A 16,994-nucleotide genomic window follows, 5' to 3' on the forward strand; every position below is an offset into this window, starting at 1 on the left:
GCCTCCCGCGGGCTACTCGTCGATCGCGGCGCCGAACGCGGCGCCCAGGGAGGGCGCGCCGAGGGTGTCGGCCCCGTACGTCCACGAACCCGCGGCCGTGATGCCGCCCGTCCCGGCCGACAGCACCCAGACGAAGCCGTCGCCCGCGTTCTCGCCCGGTGCCGAGGCCAGCAGCCCGAAGCGGCCGTCCGCGTTCGGGTCGGTGAGACGGACCTGGCCGCCCCACTTGTCGCCCTTCTCGGGCACCCCGGACACATCCGCGGAGTCCTGGTCCCAGGACTTGACGCCCGTCGCGGTCAGACCGGTGGACGTTCCGCGCAGCACCCACACCGCGCCCGCGTCGGCGACCGTGCCGATGTCCTCGCCCGCGGCGCCGATCGCCACGTCCGCGTACCCGTCCCCGTCCGTGTCCGCCACGGAGAGGTCCGTGCCCCAGCCGTCGCCCCGCTCGGCCGTGCCGGGGACGCCGGGGGAGTCCTGCGTCCACCACTGGACCTCGTCGGCGGGCCCGTTCTCGCCGCCGTAGCGCACGCCCACCAGACCGCCGGTCATGGTCTCGCCACCGTCGTCGGGGGAGTTCGGCTCGCCGGTCACCAGGTCGTCGTAACCGTCGTTGTCGATGTCCCCGGACGCGGTGACCGGGCCACCGCGCACATCCCGCTCGTACGTCAGCCCGTCCGCCTGCCCGGAGAGGTACGTCGACCAGCCGTGCCCCGGTTCGTCACCGGCCGTCACGCCCGACACGACGAGATCCGCGAACCCGTTCCTGTCGTAGTCGCCCGTGGTCAGCGACTTGGGCAGGATGTTCCGCTGCTGCGCCCGGGCGGAGAGCGGCGCGGTCGAGCGCCGCTCCATCGAACCGGCCGCGGCGGCGTCGTAGGCGAACAGCTCCAGGCCGTTGTGGTCCATGACGGCCAGCAGGTCGGCCGGCGTCTCGTCCGTGAAGTGCCCCGCGGCGAGGCCCGCACCGAACTGCTCGCCCGTGACGGGTTCCTGGGTCTCCAGCCAGTCGCTGGCCGCCCCGGTCAGGCCCGCCTTCGAGCCCCACAGGATGACGACACCGCCCGCGTCCGCGACCGTACCGAGGTCCTCGCCGGGGATGCCGACGACCGCGTCGTCGTACCCGTCCCCGTCCAGGTCACCGGTGCCGACCGCCTTGCCGAAGCCGTCACCCGTCTCCGCCGCTCCCGCGACGCCCGCGGTGGACTGGCTGAAGAGGGCGGCACCGGTCGTCCCGATGCCCCTCGACGAGCCGTACTGCACGGTCACGAGTCCCGCGCCCTTCTTGCCGCTGACGGTCGCCCCGGGGGCGCCCACCAGCACGTCCTCGTACCCGTCGCCGTTGAAGTCGCTGTTGCGGTCGGCGGCCTGCGTACCGCCGGGAGTGCCCGCGTACGCGGAGGGCGCGGTTGCGATGCCCAGTCCCGCCAGCAGAAGAAATGATGCCGCGGCGAGTGCTGTGGATCGGTTCTTGCGCATGAGTCGGCTCCTGTCAGGAAGAACGGCAGGGCAGCGCGGGGGTGTCCGGAAAGGCCCCGTTCCTTGTCCGGCGCCCTGTTCGACATCGCATGGGGCCCAAGGGTTGTACGGGAATTCCGACGCCGTTCACAGTCGAGGTGCCGGGCAGGGGTCGCAGTGCCGGTCAGGGGCCGCCGGGCGGGCGGGTCCGCTAGGGCCTGTCTGACAATTCCCGTCGTCGCCCGGCAGACGGGAATTGTCAGACAGGCCCTAGGCCCGCATCACCGCGCGCCGTCGCCCCGCACCTGGCGGAAGAACGCCCGTACGTCCCCGACGAGCAGGTCCGGCTGCTCCATCGCCGCGAAGTGTCCGCCCCGGTCGAACTCCGTCCAGCGCACGATGTCGTTCGTGCGGTCCGCGTGGTGGCGCAGCGGGATGAAGTTGTCACGGGGGAAGACGGCGAGCGCGGTCGGCGCGGTCGACGGCTGCGCGAGCGCGTTCCCGCCGACGGCGTGGGCGCGCTCGTAGTAGACCCGCGCGGACGAACCCGCCGTGCCCGTCAGCCAGTACAGCATCACGTTCGTGAGCAGCTGGTCCCGGTCGACCGCGTCCTCGGGATATGTGTCCGAGTCCGTCCACTCCTTGAACTTCTCGACGATCCAGGCGAGTTGGCCGACGGGCGAGTCCGTGAGCCCGTAGGCGAGGGTCTGCGGCCGGGTCGACTGGATGTCGGCGTAACCCTGTCGTTCGCGGGACCACTCCTGGTGGCGCCGCCAGGAGGCGAGGGTGCGTTCGCGTTCCCGGGGGCTCAGCGCCGCCAGTTCCCCGGCGGTCGGCTCGGTGGTGGCCTGGGCGCCGGGCAGCAGGTTCAGATGGACGCCGATCACCCGGTCGGGGTGGGTGCGGCCCAGCTCGCGGGAGATCGCCGCGCCCCAGTCGCCGCCCTGCGCACCGAAGTGCCGGTAGCCGAGCCGGTCCATCAGCACGGCGAACGCGGCGGCGATACGGCGGTACTCCCAGCCGGTGTCGCGCGTGGGCCCCGACAGACCGAACCCGGGGATGCTCGGCACCACCAGGTGGAAGGCGTCGGCGGGATCACCGCCGTGGGCGCGCGGATCGGTCAACGGGCCCACGACGTCCAGGAACTCCGCGATCGAGCCGGGCCAGCCGTGGGTGACGATCAGCGGGGTCGCGTCGGGCTCCGGCGAGCGGATGTGCGCGAAGTGCAGGTCGGCCCCGTCGACGACCGTCGTGAACTGCGGCCACGCGTTGAGCCGGGCCTCCGCCGCCCGCCAGTCGTAGGAGTGCCGCCAGTACTCCGCCAGCTCCTTGAGATACGCCCGCGGAACCCCGTACGCCCAGCCCACCCCCGGCAGCTCGTCCGGCCACCGCGTGAGATCCAGGCGCGCGTGCAGATCGTCGAGGTCGGCCTGGGGAATGTCGATACGGAAGGGACGGAGCCGGCTGCCGGGCTGAACGCTGTCGTCGTGCGGGGAGATCATGGCGGCCCATGCTAGTTCGGTCGTGGAGATCGGTCCTGTGCATAAGAAGCGGCTGGAAAAGCCTGCGCGCCACCGATGAGTTTTCCGTCGGGGGCCGGTCGGTACAGATGACAGCGTTCCCGCTCCGCTCCAGGAGGTACTCATGAGCACCGACGGATTCACCACGTGTCTCTGGTTCGACGGCAAGGCCGAGGAGGCCGCGAACTTCTACGTGTCGCTCTTCAAGAACTCCGAACTGGGGAGGACGGTCCGCGCCACGGAGGCCGGTCCCGGCCCCGCCGGTTCCGTCGTCACCGTCGACTTCGTGGCCAACGGCCAGAGGTTCGTCGGGCTGAACGGCGGACCGCAGTTCAAGTTCACCGAGGCCATCTCGTTCACGATCGACTGCGCGGACCAGACCGAGGTCGACTTCTACTCGAACGCGCTCATCGAGGGCGGCGGCGAGCAGGGCCCCTGCGGCTGGGTGAAGGACAGGTTCGGCCTCTCCTGGCAGGTCGTGCCGACCAGGCTGACCGAGATGATCAGCGACTCGGACCAGCAGAAGGCGGGCCGCGCCATGGCGGCGATGCTCAAGATGCACAAGCTCGACCTCGCCGCCCTGGAGAAGGCGTACGCCGGGGAGTGAGCGCCCGCCTGGGCGGGGCGCCCATCAGGGGGGGCGTCCGCCGGGGAGGCGCCCGCCACCGCAGGACGGCGGCGGTCCGGCACAACGGCGGGCGGCCTCCCGCACGTCAGGCACGGCGGTGAACGCTCGGGCCGTGCGGCGTGCGGGCCGCCGGCCGGCAGGCCCGGCGCGACGGCCGCTTTCGACACGTCCTGCCGGGTGGCCGTCCGGCAGGCGCGGCGCGCAGGTCGCGTCCGGGACGTGCGAGGCGGTGGTGGCCGTCCGGGACGTGCGGCGCGGAGGTCGCCGGCCGGTGGGTCCGGCACCGCGGCGGCCTCCCGGCATGTCCGCCGCGACGGCAGCTGTCCGGCACGTACGGCACGTACGGCACGTACGGCACGTGCGGTACATGCCGTGCGACGGCCGACGTCCAACCCCCGGGCCCGGTCGGCCCCGCGGGCCCGGACAGAGGGGTGGACCCGGCCGCTCCCTCGGTCCGGCCGCCGCCCCCCACCCGGCGTTCAGGCCGGCAGGCCGCTGCCGCCGTGCAGTGCCGTGTACGCGCCCGCCCGGGACATCAGTTCCTCGTGCGATCCGATCTCCCGGACCGCGCCGTCCCCCATCACCACGATCCGGTCCGCACCCCGGATCGTCGACAGGCGGTGCGCCACCACGAAGGTCGTGCGCCCGTGCACCAGACGGGCCAGGGCCTGCTGGACCAGCGCCTCTGACCGCGTGTCCAGCGCGGACGTCGCCTCGTCGAGGATCAGGACGCGCGGATTGCGGATGAGGGCGCGCGCGATGGCGAGGCGCTGCCGCTGACCGCCCGACAGCCGCGCCCCGTGCTCGCCCACCACCGTGTCGAGCCCCCGCGGCAGCCGGTCCACGAACTCCAGCGCGTTGGCGTCCCGCAGCGCCGCGCGCACGGTCGCCTCGTCGGCGTCCGCGTCGTCCATGCCGTACGCGACGTTCTCCCGCACGGTTCCGTCGAACAGGATCGACTCCTGCGGCACCACCGACACGAAGCGCCGGTAGGTCCGCAGGTCCAGGGTGTTCATGTCGGCCCCGTCGAGCAGCACCCGCCCCGACGTCGGCCGGATGAACCCGATGACGAGACTGAGCACCGTGGACTTGCCCGCGCCCGACGCGCCGACGAGCGCGATCGTCTCGCCCGGCGCGACGGAGAGGCTGAAGTCCCGTACGGCGGGCCGGTCCGCGTCCTCGTACGCGTAGCCCACGCCCTCGAACTCGACCGCCCCGCGCAGCGATTCGAGCCGCGCCCGGCCCTCGTTGTCCTCCAGTTCGGGGGCCTGCAGCACCTCGCCGACGGACCGTACGGACTCCAGGCCCTTGGTGATGACCGGGGTCAGCCCCGCCAGCGTGGTCGTGGAGTTGGTGAGGGTGGTGAGGAACGCGCTGAGCATGACGACGTCACCGGGGGAGACGGCCCACACGCCGTAGTACGCGACCAGCGCGGCCGCGGTGAGGAAGACGACCCCGATCATGTTCAGGAACACCCAGGCCAGGGAGGCGAAGCGGCCGTTGAGGAGGTCGAGCCGCAGGCCCGAGGTCAGGACCTTGTGCAGCGTGCCGTCCATACGCCGCAGGGCCTTGCCCTCCAGGCCGTGCGCCCGGGTGACCGAGATGAGCCGGGTCATCTCCGTGACCCGCGAGGACAGTTGCTCGACCTCGTGCCGGAAGTCCTCGTTGTGGACGCGCAACCGGCCCCGCAGCCGCGCCACGAGCAGCGCCGCGACCGGCACCACGCACAGGAACACGGGGACGAACTCGGGTGTGCGCACGGCGATGATGATGAGCCCGCCGGTGAGCACGGTGACCGCGCCGAGCCCCGTCTCGGCGGTCTGCTGGACCATCTGCTCGACCGTCTCCACGTCACGGACGACCTTCGCCTGGAGGACGCCCGCGCTGACGCGTGAGTGGTAGCCGATGGAGAGGTGCTGCATACGGGTGCACAGCGCGGAGCGCAGGGCCGTGCCCATGCGGCGCACACTGCCGTAGAGCAGCCGCACGTACAGCAGGTGCAGCGGCATGTTGACGACCAGGATCGCCAGGATGACTCCGGCGCTGAGCCAGAGGTCGGCGATCGGTCCGTGCCGCACGACCGTGTCGATGATGGTCGCGGTGATCAGGGGCAGCAGCCAGACCGGACTGTGCTTGACGGTGAAGACGGCGAACGCGGCGGCGAGCTTCCACCGGTCGGCCCGGAACAGATAGACGAGGGTGCGGACCGGGTGCTCGCCGCGGTAGCGGTGGTCGAGCGGTTTCTCCCACGAGGCCATGCGGGCCGTCCCTCCCCAGGGAGTGGCGAATACGGAGCAAGCGCTTTCTCCCCATCTCCCGATCACCTACACCCACCGCCCCGCGATACCCCTCACCGGCCGCCCCGCGATCACCCGCACCCGCCGCTCCACGATCACCTGTCCGCCGGCGTCCGGCCCCCACCGGCCTCCTCCGGCCGCTTCAGGCCAGGTAACGGCTCGGTTTCCGACGTAAATTTCCGCGTTCCGAGGGTTGGCGGACCACTTCCGGCTGGTTATCGTTCACGCACTTCACTCAATCGTTCCGCTGAACGAATAGCGAACGCATAGCGAGAGGGACGGTCGGCCCATGCCCGACATCCATCACCCGGGACGGCGTTCCGTCCTTGCCGCGGCAGCCGCGGGCAGCGCGTCGCTCGGTGCGTCCTGGCTGCTCACCGGCTGCACGGGCGCCTCGGCCGCCCCCGCTCTGCCCAAAGGCGCGAAGGCGGGCACCCCCGACCGCGGCGGAACCCTCCGCATCGCCAGGCCGCCCGCCTCCGAGGCCGAGACCCTGGACCCGGCGAGCGCCCTGTCGGCGTACGAATACCTCGGGGCCCTCTACAACCGGCTGGTCCGCATCGGCACGGACGGCGATCTCGCCCCCGACCTCGCCGAGTCCTGGGAGCCGGACGCCAAGGCCCGTACCTGGACCTTCCGCCTCCGCAAGGGCGTCACGTTCCACGACGGCCACGCCCTCACCTCCGCCGACGCCGCGTACACCCTGCGCCACATCCTCGACAAGGCGACGGCGTCCCCGCAGGCCGCCGTCCTCGCCCCGCTCATCGACCCGGCGAAGCTGCGAACCCCCGACGCCCACACGCTCGTCGTACCGCTGAAGACCCCCAACGCGGAGTTCCCGAGCCTGCTCACGCACTACAACTGTTACGTCATCCCCGACGGCAGCGCCCGCGGTATCGGCCGCATCGGCATCGGCACGGGCCCCTTCAAGCTGGAGTCCTTCGCACCCGCGGGGCCCGGCCGGATCACCGCGTTCACGGACCACTGGGCGGGCCGCCCGGTCCTGGACGCCATCGACTTCTACTCCGTCGCCGACATGTCGGCCCGCTCGAACGCCCTGCTCGCGGGCCAGGTCGACCTCCTCTCGCAGACCAACCTGGACTTCGCGACCGCGCGCGTCGTCGCCGCGTCCGACCGCGCGACGATCGCCCGCGTCGAGAACGCCCAGTGGTACGTGCTGCCGATGCTCACCACGGAGAAGCCCTTCACCGACGTACGGGTCCGGCAGGCGATGAAACTGGCCTACGACCCCGAGCACGTGGTGAAGGTCGCCCTCCAGGGCGCGGGCACGCCCGGCTGGGACAACCCCGTACCGCCGAGCGACCCCGCCCACCTCGCGACCCATCCCGAGCACGACCCGGAACAGGCCCGCCACCTGCTGAAGAAGGCGGGCCACGAGGGCCTGACGGTCGACCTCTACACCTCCTCGTACGACCCGGTGTTCACGCCCATGGCCCTCGCCTACCAGGACTCGGCCAAGCGGGCCGGTATCCGGGTGCGGGTGAAGACGGCCTCGGCGGACTCGTACTACACGCAGATCTGGATGAAGAAGCCGCTCATGGCCACCTACTGGTACACCGGCAGACCCGTCGACCAGCTGTTCACGCAGGTCTTCCGCGGCGGTTCCTCCTACAACGAGACCGCCTGGTCGGACAAGGCGTTCGACGCGCTGCTCGACCGGGCCCGGCAGGAGACCGACGACGAGCGGCGGCGCGAACTGTACGGCGAGGCGCAGACCTTCGTCGTCGAGAAGGGCGGGGCGATGACCCCGATGTTCGCCGACCGGCTCGTCGGCATCTCGCGGAAGGTACGCGGATACGCCGAGCACGGCTTCGAGTTCGACTACCTCGGCATCGGCCTGAAGGGAGCCTGACCATGCTCTCGTTCATCGCCCGCCGCGTCCTCGCCGCCCTCGGCACCCTCGTCCTCTCCTCCGTCCTCGTCTTCCTCGCCGTCCAGGCACTGCCCGGCGACGTCGCCACCCAGGTCCTCGGCAAGGACGCCACCCCCGACGCGGTCGCCGCCCTGCGCGAAAAACTCAGACTCGACCAGCCCGCCTGGGAGCGGTACGCCGACTGGATCGGCGGCGCCGTGCACGGCGACTTCGGACTCTCCCTCGTCTCCGGCAAAGCGGTGGGCGGCGAAGTCGGCATGTACCTCGGCAACTCCGCGCTCATCGCCCTGGTGACCGTCCTGTTCGCCGTCACCGGCTCGATCGTCCTCGGCATCCTCGCCGGCCTCTACCGCGACCGCTGGCCGGACCACCTCATCTCCACGGTCAGCCTGGTCGGGATGAGCGTCCCCGAGTTCGTCGTCGCCACCGTGCTCGTCCTCTGCTTCTCGGTCGCCCTCCCCCTGTTCCCGGCGGTCGTCCTGTACGGCCCCGAGGCGACCGTCGGCCAGCTCATGCCCGCCGTCTGGCTGCCCGCCCTCGCCCTCGCGATCGTCATGGCCGCCTACATCGTCCGGATGGCCCGCACCTCGGTCATCGACGTCATGGCGAGCGAGTACGTCACCACGGCCCGCCTCAAGGGACTCTCGACCTGGCGGGTCGTCACCCGGCACGCGCTGCCGAGCGCCCTGCTGCCGACCCTGCACGTCATCGCCCTGAACGTCGCCTGGCTCGCGGGCGGAGTCGCCGTCGTCGAGAACGTCTTCAACTACCCCGGCATCGGAAAGCTGATGCTCTCCTCCGTCCAGAACCGGGACCTGCCCGTCATCCAGGCCATCGCCCTGATCAGCGCGGTCGTGTACGTCGTCTGCAACCTGGCCGCCGACCTCGGCGCCATGGCACTCAACCCCAAGCTCCGTACGCGCGGGAGGACCCGATGACCACCCTCGACACCCCGGCGGACACACCCGCGGCCCCCGCCGCGCCACCGTCCGCCGTGGCCCGCGCCTGGCGCACCGTCCGCTCCTCACGGGCAGCCTCCATCGGCCTCGCGATCGTCGCCGTCCACGTCCTCATCGCCCTGCTCGCACCGGTCCTCACCTCGTACGATCCCATCGCCAACAACGCCGACCAGGCGCTCCTCGGCCCCAGCGGGAGCCACTGGGCGGGCACGGACCAGTACGGCCGTGACGTCCTGGCCCGCGTCCTGTACGGCGGCCGGTACGCGATCGGCGTCTCCGTCGCCGCGACCCTCGTCACCCTCCTGATCGGCACGGTCGTCGGCTGCGCCGCGGCCCTGCGGGGCGGCTGGTTCGACGACGTGCTGGGCCGGGTGCTCGACGCGGTGCTCTCCATCCCGTCGGTGCTCGCCCTGCTGGTCGTCGTCACCGCACTGGGCACGGGCCCGTCGGTCATCGTCCTCGCCATCGCCGTCGTGTACGTGCCCCAGGTCGTACGCGTCGTCCGGGGCGCCGCGCTCGCGGTCGCACCCGCCGACTACGTGACCGCGGCACGGGCCCGCGGCGAGAGCACCTGGGCGATCCTGCGCCGGGAGATCCTGCCGAACATCACCGACGTGGTGTGCGTCGAGTTCGCCATGCGGGCCTCCTGGGTCGTGCTGCTGATCTCGTCACTGTCCTTCCTCGGCTTCGGCGCCGACCCGCCGACGCCCGACTGGGGCCTGATGGTGGCCGAGAACCGCACCGCCATCACCGTCGTCCCGATGGCGAGCCTCGCACCGATCATCGCCCTGGCCACACTCGTGGTGGGGCTCAACCTCGCGGCCGACGGCCTCTCCAAGGCATGGGGCGTCGACCGGATCAGGGAGGGGTCCTGATGACTGCCGCCGCCGTCGTTTCGACGACATCGCTGGTGTCCGTGAACTCGCTGTCCGTGGCCTACCGTTCGGGCGGCCGTGACATACCGGTGGTGAGCGAGGTGTCCCTGGAGGTACTGCCGGGCCGGACCCTCGCCCTGGTCGGCGAGTCGGGAAGCGGCAAGTCGACCGTCGCGGCCACGCTGCTCGGGCATCTGCGGCACGGCTCGCGGGTGACGGACGGCTCGGTACGGGTCGACGGCGCCGACGTGTTCGCCCTGCCCGCAAGGGAGTTGAGGCGGCTGCGGGGCGGCACGGTCGCCATGGTCGCGCAGAACGCGGGCCACGCCCTGACCCCCTCCATGCGCATCGGACGCCAGATCGCGGAGGCCGGCGGTGACATACCCGTGGTGGACCTCCTCGAACAGGTCCGCCTGCCCCGCCCCGCCGAACTCGCCCGCCGCTACCCGCACGAACTCTCCGGCGGCCAGCAGCAGCGCGTCGCCATCGCCATGGCCGTCGCGGCCCGCCCCAAGGTCCTCGTCCTCGACGAACCGACGACCGGACTCGACGTCGTCACCCAGCGCGGTGTCCTCGACCTGATCGGCACACTGCGCGACGAACTCGGCCTGTCCGCCGTCCTGGTGAGCCACGACCTCGGCGTCGTCGCGCACATGGCCGACGAGGTGGTGGTGCTCAGGTCCGGCCGGATCGTGGAGGCGGCTGCGACGGGCCGGCTCTTCGCGATGCCCCAGGACCCGTACACCAGACGCCTGTTGGCCAGCGTGCCCCGCCTAGACGACGAAGGGCTCGCGCGCGTCGGCGAGGAGGGCGAGCGGGAGGTGCGGCCCCGGGCGGTGATCCCCGAGGAGGCTCCCGTCGCCGTCGCCGCCCGGGACGTCACGATCGACTACGGGTCCAGTCGTGCCGTGGACGGTGTCTCCTTCGACGTCCGGCGGGGGGAAGTCCTCGCGCTGGTCGGGGAGTCGGGGAGCGGGAAGTCCACGCTCGCCTGGGCGCTGGCGGGGCTGCGGACGCCGTCCGGCGGCACGATGACGCACGGCTCCGGCTCCGGTACCGGTACCAGATCTGGCTCCGGCTCCGGTTCGGATTCCGGCTCCGGTGACCTCGCCCGGCCCGCCGGGAAGCGGCCTGCGGCGCTGCGGCGGCGGGTCCAGCTCGTCTTCCAGAACGCCGACACCTCCCTCAACCCGCGCCGCTCCGTCGGGGACGCGGTGCGGCGGCCACTGCGGTTCTTCGGCACGACGGACTCCCGCGCCGAGACCGCGGTACGGGCCCGGCAGCTCATCTCCGACGTACGCCTCGACCCCGCCCTCGCCGAACGGCTGCCCGCGCAGCTCTCCGGCGGGCAGCGGCAGCGGATCGGGATCGCGCGGGCGCTGGCGGGTGAGCCGGACGTACTCATCGCGGACGAGATCACGACGGCACTGGACGTGTCCGTGCAGGCCGACGTGCTGCGGCTGCTCGACGATCTGCGGCGGGAGCGGGAGCTCGCGTGCCTGTTCATCAGCCACGACCTGGCCGTCGTGCGGGGGATCGCGGATCGGGTGGTGGTGCTGTGGCGGGGTGTGGTGGTGGAGGAGGGGCCGACGGACTCGGTCTTCTCCTCGCCCGGACATCCGTACACGCGTCAGCTGATGGCGGCGGTGCTGGAACCCGATCCGGAGGCGCGGTTCGTTGTGGGGCCGTTGCCGGAGTGGGTGGACGCGGCGGAACCCGGCGACCTGTGGGTCGCCCACGACGGGCTCGCCCCTGTCCGGGGGCATCGGGTGCGGCGGTGGCGGGCGGTGGGGTAACGGACTTTTCTCGCCCCCGCCGCCCCTACCCGTTCCCGTCACTGACTCGGGGGCCAGCCCCCGAACCCCCGCTCCTCAAACGCCGGAGAGGCTGATCCCTAGCCCGTCCGGCGTTTGAGGACAAAGGGGGCGAGGGGGCGCAGCCCCCATGCGTGGACGGGAACGGGTAGGGGCGGCGGGGGCGAGAACACCGCATCTGTGCCCGAGCAACACAAGGAGCCAAGAAGTTGAAATACCGCGAGCACTTCGACCGGCAGGTCATGGTCGAGGACGTGTGGATCCCCACCAGGGACGGACACACCCCCCTGCACGCCCGCATCTGGCGCCCCACGGACGCCGAAACGGCCCCCGTCCCCGCCCTCCTCGAATACCTCCCCTACCGCAAGACCGACTGGACGGCCCCCAGGGACGCCCAACGCCACCCCTGGTACGCGGGCCACGGCTACGCCTCCGTCCGCGTGGACATCCGGGGCCACGGCGACAGCGAGGGCACCCCCGGCGACGAGTACGACGCCCAGGAACTCGCGGACGGCGTGGACGTCGTCAACTGGCTGGCCGAGCAGCCCTGGTGCACCGGCAAGGTCGGCATGTTCGGCATCTCCTGGGGCGGCTTCAACGCCCTTCAGATCGCCGCCCTCGCCCCCGAACCCCTCAAGGCCATCGTCACCGTCTGCTCGACGGACGACCGCTACGACAACGACGTGCACTACATGGGCGGCGCGGTCCTCGGCGTGGACATGCTCGCCTGGGCGGGGACGATGCTCGCGTTCGCCTCCCGCCCGCCGGACCCCACCAGCGTGGGCGCGGACCGCTGGCTGCCGATGTGGCGCGAACGCCTCGAAGCCCTCGAACCCTTTCTGCACACCTGGCTGGCCCACCAGCAGCGCGACGACTACTGGAAGCACGGCAGCGTCTGCGAGGACTACGCGGCGATCGACGCGGCGGTCCTCGCCGTCGGCGGCTGGAACGACCCGTACCGGGACACCGTGCTGCGCCTCGTGGAGCACCTGCCCGACGACCGCGTACGCGGGCTGGTCGGACCCTGGTCGCACCAGTACCCGGACCGCGGTCTGCCACCCGGCCCCGCGATCGGCTTCCTCCAGGAGACCCTGCGCTGGTGGGACCAGCACCTGAAGGACGAGGACACCGGCGTCATGCGCGAGCCGTTGCTGCGCGCCTGGCTCAACGACCCGGTCCCGCCGTCCACTTCGTACGACGTGATGCCGGGACGATGGGTCGGCGAGTCCGACTGGCCTTCCCCGAACGTCAGTTGGGACGCGCGGCCCCTGGGGCGGGGCGCCGCCCCCGTCCTCGTACGCTCGCCCCAGCACACCGGGCTCGACGCCGGCCGGTTCTTCCCGTTCGGCAACGCGAGCGATCTGCCGCCCGACCAGCGGGAGGAGGACGGCCGTTCGGTGTGCTTCGACTCGGAGCCGTTGCCCGAGCGGGTGGAGATCCTCGGCCGCCCGCGCGTCCGGCTCCGCCTCGACAGCACGACACCCCGCGCCCATGTCATCGCCCGGATCTGCGACGTGGCCCCCGACGGCTCGTCCACGCTGGTCACCCGCGGTGTCCTCAACCTGCTCAGCAGGCACGGGCGCGACCGGGCCGAGGAGTGGACCCCGGGGACGTACGAGACGGTGGAGTTCGAGCTCAATGGTGTCGGGTACGCCTTCCCGCCCGGACACCGTGTCAGGGTCGCCGTCTCCGACACCTACTGGCCCTGGGTGTGGCCGCACGGCGAGCGCGGTGAGCTGACCGTGCTGCCCGCCGAGAGCGCCGTACTCCTCCCCGTGCGGGACCCCGCGTCCGACGAGGGCCGCGCACCCATCCGTTTCGAGGAGCCCGAGCAGGCCGTGCCGCTGGCCGTCGAGCACGAGCGGGCCGCCGATCCGGGGCCGGAGCGGCTGGTCACGCACGACGTCGCCAAGGGGGAGTGGACGCTGGAGGTCGACCCCAACTACGGCGGCTCCCGGGTCTATCCGGACGGGCTGCGCTACGAGGAGAGCGCCCGCGAGACGTACCGCATCCGCTCCGACGACCCCCTGTCCGCGCGAGCGGTCTCCGAGTGGGCGATCCGGCTGCGGCGCGGCGACGACTGGGACGCTGAGATCATCACGCGTACGGAGCTGCGGGCCACGGCCACGGAGTTCATCATGGACAGCCGGATGGAAGCACGGTCGGACGGAGAGACAGTGGTCAAGCGCGCATGGCACCGCACCACCCCGAGGACGTCCGCGTGAAGGCCGCGAAGACGCCCCGCCGTGCGGTCGCCGCGGCCGACCGCACGCGTCAGCCCACCGAGGTCCGCCGTCGGCTCATCGTGGAGGCGGCCGTCCCGCTCATCGCCGAGCGCGGCTACGCGTCCGTGGGCGTACGGGACGTCGCCGCCGCGGCCGGGGTGTCGGTGGGCACGGTCACCTATCACTTCGGCTCGGTCCAGGAGATCCTGTCCGAGGCCATGGTGCTGAACATCGAGCGCTACTACGCGGCACTGAACGAGGCCGCCGAGGAGGCGTCCGGCGGCGCCGAGGCGCTGCGGCTGCTGATCGACGCGCTGTTCACGGAGGACACCGACCGGCACTGGCGGATGTGGTTCGACTACTGGAGCGCGGGCGACCGGGACCAGGACCCCGAACAGGCCTTCGCCGGCGGCCAGGCCCAACGGTACGAGGACTGGCACGGCCAGATCCGCGCCCTGGTCGAACGGGGCGTCGCCGACGGCGAGTTCGTCTGCGCCGACCCGGCCGGGTTCACCGTCCGCTTCGCCGCCCTCTCCGACGGCCTGGCCCTGCAGCGGCTGCGGCAGGCACCGCCGCTGAGCACGGAGGACGCGCGCCGGCACATGTACCGGCTGGTGGAGACGGAACTGGGAACCGGCGGACGCTGAGGCCGGTGCCCGAGGCCGGTACCTGACTCCGGTACCCGAGTCCGGTGCCCTGCTCTTCAGCCCGCAGGCGCGGCCACGGCCCGGCCGATCGCCTGGCTGATCGCCCGGGTGATGCGCAGGATGCCGGGGGAGCGGACCGGGCAGGGCTTGGGCGTCGACGTGGTGGGTGCCAGGCAGAAGTGCAGGTAGTCGTCGTCGCGGTGCAGTGCGGTGCGGCCACTGCCCGGCTGGGTGCAGTACGCGCCGTGCTCACGCTCGTACGCGGTGCACGGCAGGTACTGGGTCCAGGTGTAGCGGGCCGAGGCCGCGCTCACCGCCTTTCCGGCGTCCGCGAGCAGATCGCCGGAGGCCCGCGCCTGCCGCTCGTACACGGCGTTGACTCGCCGGACCCGGTCGGGAGTGATCGGGTCGGGGCCCTGGAGCACCCAGACGATCTTCGATCCGGTTGCGGCGTTCGCGATCTGGTCCGTCAGCCGCCCGGCGTCCGCGGTGTAGCGCGCGAAGTACCTGTCCCGCTGCTTGTCGTACGTGATGCCGTCCATGCAGGGCGTGTAGCCCCACGCGTTGCCCCAGAACTGGAGCACCACGAAGTCCGGCCGCAGCCGGCGCACCAGGGCTGCGGCCTTGTCCTTCGGCGGGACGAGGGAGTCCTCGCCGCTGCCCTCCAGGTAGTCGCACAGCGTGGTCCCGGAGTACGGGGCACTGGTGTAGCGCGCGCTCTCCTCGTCCCGCAGGAGTCCGCCGAGGACCTTCTGGTTCTCCATGGCGAGGGAGTCGCCGAGGTAGAGGACGGTGGGGCGCTCGGCGGGTGCTCCCTCGGTGTCGGGCTTCCGGGTGCCGGCCCCTCCGGTGTCGGCTCCGCTGCTCGCCGCGGGCGTGGCGGCCGGGCGCCGGTGCGTGGTCGAGGCGGTGGTGGGGGACGAGGGCGTGGACGCGGTCTCGGGCCCCGACGAGGGATCTCCGCACGCGGTGAGCAGCAGTAATCCCGCCAGCACTCCACCGGTCCACGGCCTGCTCATACGGCAACTCCCGCCCCAGCCACCGAAAACGGCCCCTAGACAAGCACAGGGGGCCGCAAGGCGGAAGAGCTGGGGCGGCCGGCGCCTGCCGGGACCCCGTTGTTCAGGCCTCCGGTGCGCCGGCCGCCCGCGTCACGGCCGCGAGCACCCGGTCCGTGTCGGCCGCGGACGTCCGCCAGTTGCTGAACGCGGCCCGCAGCGCATGGGTCCCGTCGAGGAAGGTCGGCGTCAGGAACGCCTCGCCGGACTCGGCGACCGCCCGGCCCAGCGCGTGCACCCGCTCCTCGGTGGCGGACCCGGCGAGGGTGAAGCAGACGACGTTCAGCCGGACCGGCGCGAGCAGGCGCAGCCCCGGTACGCGCGCGATCCCCTCGCCGAGCCGCCGGGCCTCGGCCACGTTCCGCTCGACGATCTCGCGATGCCCCTCACGGCCGTACGCGGCGAGCGAGAACCAGGCCGGCAGTGCGCGCAGCCGACGCGAGTTCTCCGGTGTGAGATGCACGAAGTCGGGCTCCCCGGTGGGCAGTCCGAGGTACGGCGACGCGTTGTGGAAGACCCGCACCTGCAGTTCCCGGTGGCGGGTGAACTGAACGGCCGCGTCGTACGGGACGTTGAGCCACTTGTGCAGATCGACGCAGACCGAGTCGGCGGCGTCGATGCCGTCGGTCAGGTGCGCGTGCTCGGGGGACAGCGCGGCGAACCCGCCGAAGGCGGCGTCCACGTGCAGCCAGAAGTCGTACCGCTCCTTGAGTCCCGCGATCGCCCGCAGATCGTCGAAGTCGACCGTGTTCACCGTGCCCGCGTTGGCCACGACGACGGCCGGGCGTCCGTCCAGCGCTTCGAGCGCCTCGGCCAGCCGTGCCACGTCGACCGCCTCCCGGCCGCCGGGCAGCACCGGCACCGTACGCAGCCGGTCGCGGCCGATGCCCAGGACGGACAGGGCCTTGGGGATGCTGGAGTGCGGGCTGCCGGAGAGCACGTCGACCGGGCCGAGCGCGGCGGCGCCCGCCTCGGACACGCGGATCCCCTTGCGGTCGCCCAGCCACTCGCGCGCCAGGGCGAGACCGACGGTGTTCGACATGGTCGCGCCCGTCACGAAGGCGCCGCTGTGTGCCTCGCCGAGGCCGAACAGCTCCCGCAGCCAGCCCAGCGTCTCCCGCTCCAGGGCCGCCGCCGAGGAACCGTCCCCGCCGGCGGCGTTCTGGTCGTAGGCGCTGGTCAGCCAGTCCCCGGTGACCGCGGCCGGGGTCGCGCCGCCGGTCACGAAGCCGAGATAGCGGGGTCCCGCGGTGGCGGCGAAGCCGGGCGCCCACGATTCGGCGAACCGGGTGAGGGCGCCCTCCGCACCGGCGCCCTCCGCCGGAAGAGGCCGCGGATCCGGCGCCTTGCCCTGCTGGACCACGGGCCGTGCCGCGACCTCCGACACCTCGCGGGCGGCGAAGTCACGGGCTGACTGGAGGAGTTCGGGAAGCCGGGAGAGATCGTCGGCGAGTGCGGGATGCATGGCGGCAGCGTAGGCGGGCAGCCGACGGGGCAGCAGGAGCCAATCGCAGAGAACTGGCCCCCTCCCGGCGAACCGGCCCCGCCTCGCAGCCGGGGGATTCGCTCGCGTAGCGTCCCGTACCGAATGACCCGGTTCAAGATCATGTCACCGTTTC

General features: G+C 72.2%; 12 protein-coding genes. 7 read left to right on the top strand and 5 right to left on the bottom strand.

Annotated elements, in window-relative coordinates; all coding sequences use genetic code 11:
• Positions 1 to 12 precede the first annotated feature (12 nt).
• Both ACZ60E_RS34630 and ACZ60E_RS34635 read right to left on the bottom strand, forming a co-directional pair.
• Positions 13 to 1,479 carry an esterase gene (locus ACZ60E_RS34630; protein WP_469445641.1) on the bottom strand — a complete coding sequence of 489 codons (1,467 nt, stop codon included), beginning with the start codon at positions 1,477 to 1,479 and terminating at the stop codon, positions 13 to 15.
• Positions 1,480 to 1,739: 260 nt separating this feature from the next.
• Complete coding sequence (locus tag ACZ60E_RS34635) at positions 1,740 to 2,960, bottom strand: epoxide hydrolase family protein (protein WP_469445643.1); 1,221 nt, start codon at positions 2,958 to 2,960, stop codon at positions 1,740 to 1,742.
• Positions 2,961 to 3,102: 142 nt separating this feature from the next.
• Between ACZ60E_RS34635 and ACZ60E_RS34640 the strand changes: the two genes are divergently transcribed.
• A complete protein-coding gene (locus ACZ60E_RS34640; protein ID WP_469445645.1) occupies positions 3,103 to 3,585 on the top strand; it encodes a VOC family protein in 483 nt (160 codons plus the stop codon).
• 500 nt (positions 3,586 to 4,085) lie between these two features.
• Here ACZ60E_RS34640 and ACZ60E_RS34645 read toward each other — a convergent pair whose 3' ends face one another.
• Complete coding sequence (locus ACZ60E_RS34645; protein ID WP_453791710.1) at positions 4,086 to 5,864, bottom strand: ABC transporter ATP-binding protein; 1,779 nt, start codon at positions 5,862 to 5,864, stop codon at positions 4,086 to 4,088.
• 328 nt (positions 5,865 to 6,192) lie between these two features.
• Here ACZ60E_RS34645 and ACZ60E_RS34650 point away from each other — a divergent pair, with 328 nt between their 5' ends.
• From ACZ60E_RS34650 to ACZ60E_RS34675, 6 genes are all read left to right on the top strand, one after another.
• Positions 6,193 to 7,776, top strand: a complete 1,584-nt coding sequence (locus tag ACZ60E_RS34650) for an ABC transporter substrate-binding protein (protein WP_469445647.1) — start codon at positions 6,193 to 6,195, stop codon at positions 7,774 to 7,776.
• Between the two features lie 2 nt (positions 7,777 to 7,778).
• Positions 7,779 to 8,735 (top strand): ABC transporter permease, encoded by a 957-nt coding sequence (locus tag ACZ60E_RS34655; RefSeq protein ID WP_469445649.1) that lies wholly within the window; start codon positions 7,779 to 7,781, stop codon positions 8,733 to 8,735.
• Complete coding sequence (locus ACZ60E_RS34660) at positions 8,732 to 9,631, top strand: ABC transporter permease (protein ID WP_453791712.1); 900 nt, start codon at positions 8,732 to 8,734, stop codon at positions 9,629 to 9,631. The genes ACZ60E_RS34655 and ACZ60E_RS34660 overlap by 4 nt, the downstream gene beginning before the upstream one ends.
• Positions 9,631 to 11,427, top strand: coding sequence for a dipeptide ABC transporter ATP-binding protein (locus tag ACZ60E_RS34665; protein ID WP_469445650.1), 1,797 nt, complete (start codon positions 9,631 to 9,633; stop codon positions 11,425 to 11,427). Before ACZ60E_RS34660 ends, ACZ60E_RS34665 begins: the two co-directional genes overlap by 1 nt.
• Before the next feature lie 227 nt (positions 11,428 to 11,654).
• Entirely contained in the window at positions 11,655 to 13,670 is a 2,016-nt protein-coding gene (locus ACZ60E_RS34670; protein WP_469445652.1) for a CocE/NonD family hydrolase, read from the top strand.
• A complete protein-coding gene (locus ACZ60E_RS34675) occupies positions 13,637 to 14,317 on the top strand; it encodes a TetR/AcrR family transcriptional regulator (RefSeq protein ID WP_384813702.1) in 681 nt (226 codons plus the stop codon). Before ACZ60E_RS34670 ends, ACZ60E_RS34675 begins: the two co-directional genes overlap by 34 nt.
• A 56-nt stretch (positions 14,318 to 14,373) precedes the next feature.
• Here ACZ60E_RS34675 and ACZ60E_RS34680 read toward each other — a convergent pair whose 3' ends face one another.
• Together ACZ60E_RS34680 and ACZ60E_RS34685 are read right to left on the bottom strand one after the other, a co-directional pair.
• Positions 14,374 to 15,336 (bottom strand): SGNH/GDSL hydrolase family protein, encoded by a 963-nt coding sequence (locus ACZ60E_RS34680; protein ID WP_469445654.1) that lies wholly within the window; start codon positions 15,334 to 15,336, stop codon positions 14,374 to 14,376.
• A gap of 103 nt (positions 15,337 to 15,439) precedes the next feature.
• Entirely contained in the window at positions 15,440 to 16,840 is a 1,401-nt protein-coding gene (locus tag ACZ60E_RS34685; protein WP_469445655.1) for a pyridoxal phosphate-dependent decarboxylase family protein, read from the bottom strand.
• Positions 16,841 to 16,994: the final 154 nt, after the last annotated feature.

Source organism: Streptomyces sp. NPDC102514, from assembly GCF_055584525.1.